6 protein-coding genes and 2 pseudogenes are annotated in these 8,767 nt (G+C 40.2%); all 8 read left to right on the top strand.

The window, feature by feature from the left end:
• Positions 1-133 precede the first annotated feature (133 nt).
• A pseudogene (locus tag L1272_RS15635) lies at positions 134-352 on the top strand (glutathione S-transferase); the annotation flags it as partial.
• Positions 353-526: 174 nt separating this feature from the next.
• Entirely contained in the window at positions 527-1,690 is a 1,164-nt protein-coding gene (locus L1272_RS15630) for a GGDEF domain-containing protein (RefSeq protein ID WP_054553192.1), read from the top strand.
• A 927-nt stretch (positions 1,691-2,617) separates the two neighbouring features.
• A pseudogene (locus L1272_RS15625) lies at positions 2,618-4,225 on the top strand (HD-GYP domain-containing protein); the annotation flags it as partial.
• 90 nt (positions 4,226-4,315) lie between these two features.
• A complete protein-coding gene (locus L1272_RS15620) occupies positions 4,316-4,885 on the top strand; it encodes an elongation factor P hydroxylase (protein WP_138598995.1) in 570 nt (189 codons plus the stop codon).
• Complete coding sequence (locus L1272_RS15615; protein WP_138598994.1) at positions 4,875-6,017, top strand: ATP-NAD kinase family protein; 1,143 nt, start codon at positions 4,875-4,877, stop codon at positions 6,015-6,017. Before L1272_RS15620 ends, L1272_RS15615 begins: the two co-directional genes overlap by 11 nt.
• 2 nt (positions 6,018-6,019) lie before the next feature.
• On the top strand, positions 6,020-6,298 hold the full coding sequence (locus tag L1272_RS15610; RefSeq protein ID WP_054553188.1) for a YfcL family protein: 279 nt from the start codon (positions 6,020-6,022) through the stop codon (positions 6,296-6,298).
• A 148-nt stretch (positions 6,299-6,446) separates the two neighbouring features.
• Positions 6,447-8,006, top strand: coding sequence for an AbgT family transporter (locus tag L1272_RS15605; protein ID WP_054553187.1), 1,560 nt, complete (start codon positions 6,447-6,449; stop codon positions 8,004-8,006).
• A gap of 82 nt (positions 8,007-8,088) precedes the next feature.
• On the top strand, positions 8,089-8,646 hold the full coding sequence (locus L1272_RS15600) for a hypothetical protein (RefSeq protein WP_235373810.1): 558 nt from the start codon (positions 8,089-8,091) through the stop codon (positions 8,644-8,646).
• The last annotated feature ends 121 nt before the right edge of the window (positions 8,647-8,767 follow it).

Below are 8,767 nucleotides of genomic sequence, written 5' to 3'. Positions count from 1 at the left end.
CCATGGCGCTTTTTAAACAAGATACATCTAAGTCAGCTAGTATGGCGAGGAAAAAGAAAATGGCAGGGCTAGACGATGATTACCGCTCAACCCTGTTAGAGTCTGGGATTAAAATGCGCTAGCCGTGCAAAGGTATCCTAATGCATGGTTATTTGGTGAGTTCTCTATTGTTGATGCGATGTTTGCACCTGTGGTACTGCGCTTTAAAACGTATCAGGTTACGCTTTCGCGTGCTGCACAAGCTTATTGTCAGCATGTATTTGCGTGTCCAGTCATGCAAACCTGGATTCGAGAAGCGTTAAAAGAAACCGATATAGTCAAGTCTGATGAGGCCGGCGAGAATGCTTGGTAAAAAAATAAAGAGTATTTTATTAATACTTTGTAACCAATTCCTGCTTTTTAATGGCTAATATGAGGTATTTCTATACAAAATGACTAGTTTAATTAATGAACTATCATTCTATAATAGGGGAATAGCTCTTTATTTGAACATTCCTCTGTTACTCATTTCATTAGGCACGTATTTATGGGCGCATTTGCTGCAAAGTTATTAAACAAAGATCTGACAATAAAGCGCTTTGCTTGCCAGTTTAATTCATTGCAGGTCGAGCAAATATTTTTGCAAAGCAAATTTAAACAGGATAAAAAAATTGCCCAATTTTTGTGTTACACCATCGCGCTTCTCACTATTTTTATAACCTTTTTTGATAAAATGATCATCCAATCATTTTTTTGGCCAAATATTGCTTTGACTGGTCGTAGCATCATTGTCTCAGTTTGTATCTTTAGTGCTGTTGTTCTTGCTTACATTCAAACTCTAAGGCAGTTTAAGCTTGCAATTTCTTTGTTTATGGTTTTTTTATCAATCAGCATGCAATCAATGGCTTATACTTTTGACCGCGCCTATGTTTTACATCTGTTTTTTGACGTCATTATTCTTATTACGTTTTACTTTTCGGCGTTACTGCCTTTCAAATTGTCGGCATTTTTCGGGTGGGCTTACAGCTTAATAGCTTTATCTGTGATCTTTTTTACAAAAGAAATTAATAGCCATACCTCGTATATGGTTATTTTGGCACATGTTGCAGCGAACTTAACGGGTATGATTATGTCAGCCCATCAGCACCTAATGCGCCGCGAACTTTTTGTTCGAAATACGCAACTAGGTCAATTAGCGCAAGAAATGCAGAGCCAAGCATTTAAAGATGCACTGACTCAATTACCGAATAGAAGAGCCTTTGATAATAGTTATGAAGACTATCAACGGATAACTAAGCAACAGCAGCAAAAAATGAAGCAAGTGTGCGTTATTTTGGCTGATATAGATTATTTTAAACAGGTCAATGATAACCATGGTCATGAAGTTGGCGATGGTATACTTGAGCTTTTTTCTACTTTCTTAACTCAGTCATTACGCACTTCCGATGATGTTTATCGTTTTGGTGGTGAAGAGTTTGTTATTGTTTTACCGCTTTGTTCGGTGTCTGATGCTGCAAAAATAATCGAAAATATGATCACCAAGCTTAATACTGAACCATTTGAAGTTGGAGAGCTTTCATTATTAATTAGAGCTAGCTTTGGTTTAACAGTAATGCGAGAGGAGCAGCAAAAATCAGTGATAGCTAGAGCTGATGCTGCACTCTACGAAGCAAAAGGTAGTGGTAGAAATCAGTTAGTAGTAAAAATTTAACGAGTCTAGATTATTTGGTTTATGTGTAAGTTTAGCAAAATGTATTAGATTTATTTATATCTGGATAATTATTTAGAGCTAGCAGGGAGTCGCACATTGTTTTCACAGAATGAAAGAAGATTTAAAATTTCAATACGCGTAAGTGTGTTATTAATATTTGCACTAGCGAGCTTGCTAACTGGAATTGTGGCGATCAGTCTGCACTATTATTTCAGTGAAAAATTAGTCCTTCAAACCAAAACCGAACAATTCAAATCAACCAGCCAACAAATAGCTGACCACATCACTCGAATTAATCAGCGGGTAGATAATACATTAAGTGTTATGATCCACGATAACAGACTGTTTTCAGGGAACTTTGATGAAAATAATTCTTTGCGAAATATTCTAATAGAAGTATTAAACAAACACCCAGACTTTCATTCATTATTGTTAGGGTATGCTAATGGTGACTTCATCGAAGTTGTGAATTTACGTGGTCATGCTCAATTACCAAAACCTAACGATCTTAGAGCTGAAGATAGATGGCTTATTTTTAAGGTGTTAGGGCAGGGTGAGTCTCGTCATCAAACTACATATTATTTAGATGAAAACCTATCATTAAATAGGAAATACAAACAAACTCCAGATTACGACCCTCGAAAGCGGTTATGGTTTAACGATGCAAAAGTTGGCACAGTTACCAAAACTCGACAGTATATTTTTAATCTACTAAAGATACCTGGTTATACGTACACAATAAAATCTGAACAAACGGGAGGGGTGCTCGCTATTGATGTTGCAAGTTCTAGCTTGAGTGCATTTTTAATTAAACAACAGCAAAAAATGCAGTTTCTAGTTTCTTCCGAAATGTACGTTTATCGTGGAGATGGAGAAATAATCGCTAAAAGTAAAACACAAGGTCATCATCACTCGTTTGATGACTTATCCAAGATAATCAAAACAAATGAGCAAACCATAGGACTCGCTAATGGACAACATCAATTTGGCAAAATGCTAAGTGTGAATGAGGATGGTGTTGAGAAATATATGTTTGTATTGCAACTGCCACTCAGTAGTGAAATGCAATCTGATGAAATTGATTATTTTGCGGTTCTTGTGGCTAAAAACGATGTGCTAGCAATTATTAAAGAAAAGATTCAGATCTCAATATTAGTTACAGGGTTATGTTTGCTTTTGTTGCTGCCTGTCTCTTGGTTTTTTGCCTCTTCAATCGTTAACCCAATACTTAAATTAGTGGGTGAGAATAAAAAAATTCAACAGCGTGACTACAATGAGGTTTCAACGCTTTCGAGTCATATTTTAGAAATTCATTATTTAGCTAGTTCGATGGTTGATATGAGTCGCTCGATTGAGCAACATGAAAACTCACAAAAAGCGTTGATGGAGTCGTTTGTAGAGCTTATAGCGCAAGCCATTGATGATAAATCGCCATATACGGCAGGGCATTGTGAGCGTGTGCCTGAGTTGGGTATTTGGCTTGCTGATGCAGCATCAGGTTCAACAGATGAGGCGTTTTCTGAGTTCAGTTTTAAAACCCCGGATGAGCGACGAGAATTCCGCTTAGCGGCGTGGCTACATGACTGCGGTAAAATCACTACACCAGAGCATATTGTTGATAAAGGCACTAAGCTCGAAACTATTTATAACCGTATTCATGAGGTACGCACCCGATTTGAAGTGCTACTACGTGATGCAAAAATTACCTACTATGAGCAACTATTAGCGCATCCAGAGCAGCAATCTGTGCTTAAACAAAAGCTTGAGCAACAAACAGAGAAGTTACACGCAGACTTTAGCTTCATTGCCGCCTGTAATGTTGGTGGTGAGTTTATGGATGAAGCGCAGTTGTCTCGTTTACATGAGGTTGCTAGTATCAAGTGGCAGCGTCATTTTGACGCAAGTTTAGGTTTATCGCCCCTTGAAGAAATGCGTATGGCTGATTTGAAAAATCAGCATTTACCTGTTGAAGAGTCACTCCTGAGCGATAAGCCAAGTGGTTTAATTCCACACGAAAAAGCCGTTGAGTACCCAGAAAGTTTAGGCATTAACATGGCAATTCCTGAGTATAAATATAACCTTGGTGAAGTGTATAACTTATCTGTGGCACGAGGCACGTTAACAGCGGAAGACCGATTTAAGATCAATGAGCATGTGATCAGCACCATTCGTATGCTAGGTAGTGTGCCATTCCCGAAAGAATTAGCTAAAGTTCCGCGCTATGCTTCTACTCATCACGAAACTTTAAAAGGGACAGGCTATCCGCGAAAATTAACCGCTGAGCAGTTATCAATACCCGAACGTGTGTTAGTACTTGCTGATATCTTCGAAGCATTAACCGCGGCCGATAGGCCTTATAAAAAAGCCAAGCCACTCAGTGTTGCCATTGATATTTTAGCCAAGATGGTAGCCGATCAGCATGTTGATGAAGATGTATTCAAATTATTCTTAACATCAGGTATTTACCTAAAGTATGCAAAACGCTATTTAAACCCAGAGCAAATCGATGATGTTGATATCGCAAAATACCTGTAACTGAGGGCGGTTGCTTTTACTTTGGAGTGAAAAGTCCGTACAATTCGCCTCGTTTTTAGTGACGCTTTTAACGAGATGAATTCAAGCCGTATGCATCAGATTGCTGACTTAATCGCTATTTTTGAAAACACCTTTTATCAAAGCCATAACACGCGTTTGATAAAGGGTGATGATGAACCTATTTACCTGCCTGCTGATGAGCAAACGCCTTATCACCAAATTGTGTTTGCCCACGGCTTTTATGCCAGCGCCTTACACGAAATTGCCCATTGGCTGGTGGCTGGTGAGGCACGTCGGTTAAAAGAAGATTATGGCTATTGGTATTGCCCAGATGGTCGTGATAAGCACCAGCAAGCTGAATTTGAAGCAGTTGAAGTAAAGCCCCAAGCTATTGAATGGGCGCTCAGTACTGCAGCAGGTTTCGATTTTAATGTATCGGTTGATAATTTAAATGGCGAGCAAACCTGCCGATTCGATTTTCAAGCGCGCGTTCACCAGCAAGTGTTGAGCTTTTTAGCATCTGGTTTTAACCAGCGCACGACAGCACTGCTTAAAGCATTGAGTGATTTCTATAAAACCCCATGGCCACTAACGGCTGCACAGTTTACGTGGCAGCGCGATTTTCATGGCAACCCAGGAGCTTTATCTGATGCAGTTTAAATTAGGCTTGATTGTAAATCCGGTTGCCGGCTTAGGTGGCAGTGTCGCACTAAAGGGCAGTGATGGCGCAGATACCGCCGCAAAAGCAATGCAACTTGGTGCTGAGCCAAAAGCAAACTTACGTACCCGCGCGGCACTTGAAGTGCTGCTTGCCCATCAAGATGATTTAACCATTTACACTGTAAACGGTGAAATGGGCGAGCAAACGGCAAAGCAGCTAGGCTTTCAAAGCCACGTTATTTACCAAACAAACGATATCACCACCCCAGATGACACAGAGCAGGCTGCCAAGCTATTAGTTGAGCAAGGTGTCGACCTAATTTTATTTGCAGGTGGCGATGGTACTGCCCGCAATGTTTGTCATGCGGTTGGCGATAGCACTCCTGTATTAGGTATTCCTGCAGGCTGCAAAATTCATTCTGGGGTTTATGCTATTACCCCAAAAGCAGCTGGGCGTGTTGTTGAGATGCTAGTTAAAGGTGAACTTGTCAGCCTTGGCGATGCTGATGTGATGGATATCGACGAAGAAGCATTTCGCGAAGGCACGGTAAAAGCTAAGCGCTATGGTGAAATGCAAGTGCCTAGTGAAGTACGTTATGTACAGGCAGTTAAAAATGGCGGTAAAGAAACCGATGAATTAGTGCTTGCCGATATAGCTGCCTATGTTGTTAGTGAAATGGATGAAGACTGCTTATATGTGATGGGCAGTGGTTCTACAGTCGCGGCAATTATGGAAGAAATGGGTCTTGAAAATACCTTGCTAGGTGTAGACTTAGTGGCAGACCAAGAGCTTATCGCGCAGGATTTAACTGCTCAGCAATTACTTGAGCTCACACAAGGTAAAGAAACCAAATTGGTGATCACCTTAATTGGTGGCCAAGGCCATATCTTCGGCCGAGGTAATCAGCAATTAAGCCCTGCACTTATTCGTGCTATTGGCCGCGACAACATTATTGTTGTAGCCACTAAAACTAAATTACAGGCCTTGAATGGCCGACCACTGATTGCCGATACGGGTGATAGTGAGTTAGACGATGAATTAAGTGGTTATATTCGCGTAACCACCGGTTTCAATGACCATATTATGTATGCAGTGGGTCATCAAGATGGGCTGCACCCAGAGGAGAAGTAACAATGAGTTTAGTAAGTTATATTGATGCAGCGCAGCAATATTTTGATGATTTAGTCGATAAAGCAACTGACGACGAGCTATTTGCTGGTGGCTATTTACGTGGTCACTTTGACTTAGCTGTAGGCTATGCACAAGTAGAAGAATTAAACTTATCGATTGATGAGTTAAACAATCAAGTTGAATCTAGCCTCGTTAAAGCTTATCGCAACGGTGAGTTAAACGAAGAAGATAAAGAGCTTGTTGTGCGCCTGTGGGATGAAGTGAAAGCACTTGCAGCCTAATCTAATTAAATAAAATTCTGTAAAGCGACCTGTGTCGCTTTTTTTACATAATCACTTTACCTTTATCAGGTAATTCCATTAACTTAAAATTTACCTTATTAGTTAGATACGTTAAGGTTAACGAGATATTTTTCTAGGGAATTTGAAAATGAATAACAATAATGATGTGCAGGCACCAAGTGGTGCAATCGCACGTTTTCTAAATACCATTGAGAGGGTGGGTAACAAGCTACCTGATCCAGCGATTATCTTTTTAGTCGCAATGCTACTTATTTGGTTTTTATCTTGGCTTTTCTCGGGCACTACATTTGATGCAATCGATCCGCGCACTGGCGAAGCCATCGTTGTAAATAACCTATTAGCAGGGGACTCCCTTGCCACCTTCTTATCTTCGATGGTGAAAACCTTCACTGGCTTTGCGCCGCTTGGTGTGGTGCTGGTTGCTATGTTAGGTGTTGGTGTTGCTGAGCATTCTGGCTTTATCAATACCGGCCTTAAATTAATGTTAAAAGTAACGCCTAAGCAGCTTTTAACACCGTCTATTATTTTAGTGGCGATTGTCAGCCATACCGCAACTGATGCCGGTTACGTACTAGTTATCCCTCTTGCTGGAGTTATCTTCTATGCGATGGGGCGTCATCCGCTTGCTGGTATTGCAGCAGCGTTTGCTGGGGTAAGTGGTGGCTTTAGCGCAAACTTTATTCCATCAGGGATTGATCCGTTACTGCAAAGCTTTACCCAAAGTGCCGCGCAAATTATTGACCCAGATATGGCGATTAACCCGCTTAATAACTGGTTTTTCACCTCAGCTTCGAGCCTGTTTATTATCTTATTAGGCTGGTATATCACAGATAAAATCATCGAGCCGCGTTTACAAAATACGCCACTTGATGGTGATACAGAAGACCTACCTGCCTTTGATGAAGCACGCAGTGATGAAAAACGTGCGTTCTATATTGCAAGTACAGTGATGATTGCAGGCCTTGCGCTACTATGGTTTGTCTCAGCGCCAGCCGACTCTGCAATGCGAAGCAGTGATGGCTCATTAACTAATTTCCGTTCACCGTTAATGCAATCAATTGTGCCACTTATCTTCTTACTGTTTTGGATCCCAGGTGCCGTCTACGGTTTTGCCGTGGGTACCTTCAAAAGCTCTAAAGATATGATCGATGCAATGAGCAAAGCGATGAGCGGTATGGCTTACTATATTGTTATGGCGTTCTTCTGTGCGTTATTTATTGCTGCATTTAGTAAATCAAACCTAGGTGCATTACTTGCAATTGAAGGGGCGCAACTATTAAAAGCAATGGCTCTGCCAAGTTCAGTCACTGTGGTCGGTATTATCTTCTTAACGGCGTTCGTGAATCTATTTGTTGGCTCAAGCTCGGCAAAATGGGCGCTATTAGGGCCAATCTTTGTACCCATGCTGATGCAACTGGGTATTTCACCTGATTTAACGCAAGCTGCGTACCGTGTAGGTGACTCAAGCTCGAATATCATCACGCCACTAATGCCATACTTCCCACTGGTTGTTGTGTACTGCCAAAAGTATGTTAAAGGCACCGGTATCGGCACCTTAATCGCGATGATGTTACCGTACTCAATCGCCTTCTTAATCGGTTGGAGTATCTTCTTACTCGCGTACTGGGGCTTAGGCATTCCACTAGGTCTTCAATCAAGCTACGCATACCCAGCCATCGGCTCATAAGGATTAGATTAACAAAGCCTCAGCAATCTAGCATGAGGCTTTTTTGATTTGCGATTACTTAGTCTTTATTTAAGGAAAATAGTTGAAACTTAACAAACTTAACATAGGTACTAAATCATTATCTCAAATTGATTTCCGACCATACATGATTGAATGTGCTTATGATTATTATATGGTAGCTAAAACCGCATCACATCAGAGAATGGGGCTGCAAAGTGTGTTATCGGTTTTATCAATCGAAATACTTTTTAAGAGTTTTAATGCTCTTGCAGTAGATAACATAGGTCAACCAAATGAAACCTATATCTTTGATAGGAATAGCTTACCTAAAAAGTCTGATCCACATGATTTAATTACTCTATACCATTCATTACCTGATGATATTGCAAAGTTTTTAGTCAGTGAAAATGAGCTTGAAATACTTCACAAATATAGATCTTCTTTTAAATCAAGCCGATATACTTACGAGCCTAGTGCTAATAAATCACATAGAGACGACATAATTAAGTTAACAGCAAAATTGTTATGTTATGTAGTGCTTTTATACAAACAGCAGGGATGTAAAGATAGTTTTATTCAATATTTTGATGTTGAAGAACTTTATTTTAAAGATGTTCAAAAGTTTCTAGGAGTTTATTAACTTAAAGCTGATAGCTGATAGCTGATAGCTGATAGCTGATAGCTGATAGCTGACAGCTTTACTACAGACACAAAAAAACCTTGTCACTCTCATGACAAGGTTTTTTATTGCTTAAAGCTTA

Source organism: Pseudoalteromonas sp. PAST1 (assembly GCF_021532515.1).
Classification (GTDB): domain Bacteria; phylum Pseudomonadota; class Gammaproteobacteria; order Enterobacterales; family Alteromonadaceae; genus Pseudoalteromonas; species Pseudoalteromonas simplex.
Note: the sequence above shows the minus strand (reverse complement) of the source record. Positions and strands in the feature narration are given on the sequence as shown.

Excerpts from the sequence above, each read along its gene's own strand:
- L1272_RS15630 (WP_054553192.1), top strand. The coding sequence starts at position 527 with ATGGGCGCATTTGCTGCAAAGTTATTAAACAAAGATCTGACAATAAAG.
- L1272_RS15620 (WP_138598995.1), top strand. The coding sequence starts at position 4,316 with ATGCATCAGATTGCTGACTTAATCGCTATTTTTGAAAACACCTTTTAT.
- L1272_RS15615 (WP_138598994.1), top strand. The coding sequence starts at position 4,875 with ATGCAGTTTAAATTAGGCTTGATTGTAAATCCGGTTGCCGGCTTAGGT.
- L1272_RS15610 (WP_054553188.1), top strand. The coding sequence starts at position 6,020 with ATGAGTTTAGTAAGTTATATTGATGCAGCGCAGCAATATTTTGATGAT.
- L1272_RS15605 (WP_054553187.1), top strand. The coding sequence starts at position 6,447 with ATGAATAACAATAATGATGTGCAGGCACCAAGTGGTGCAATCGCACGT.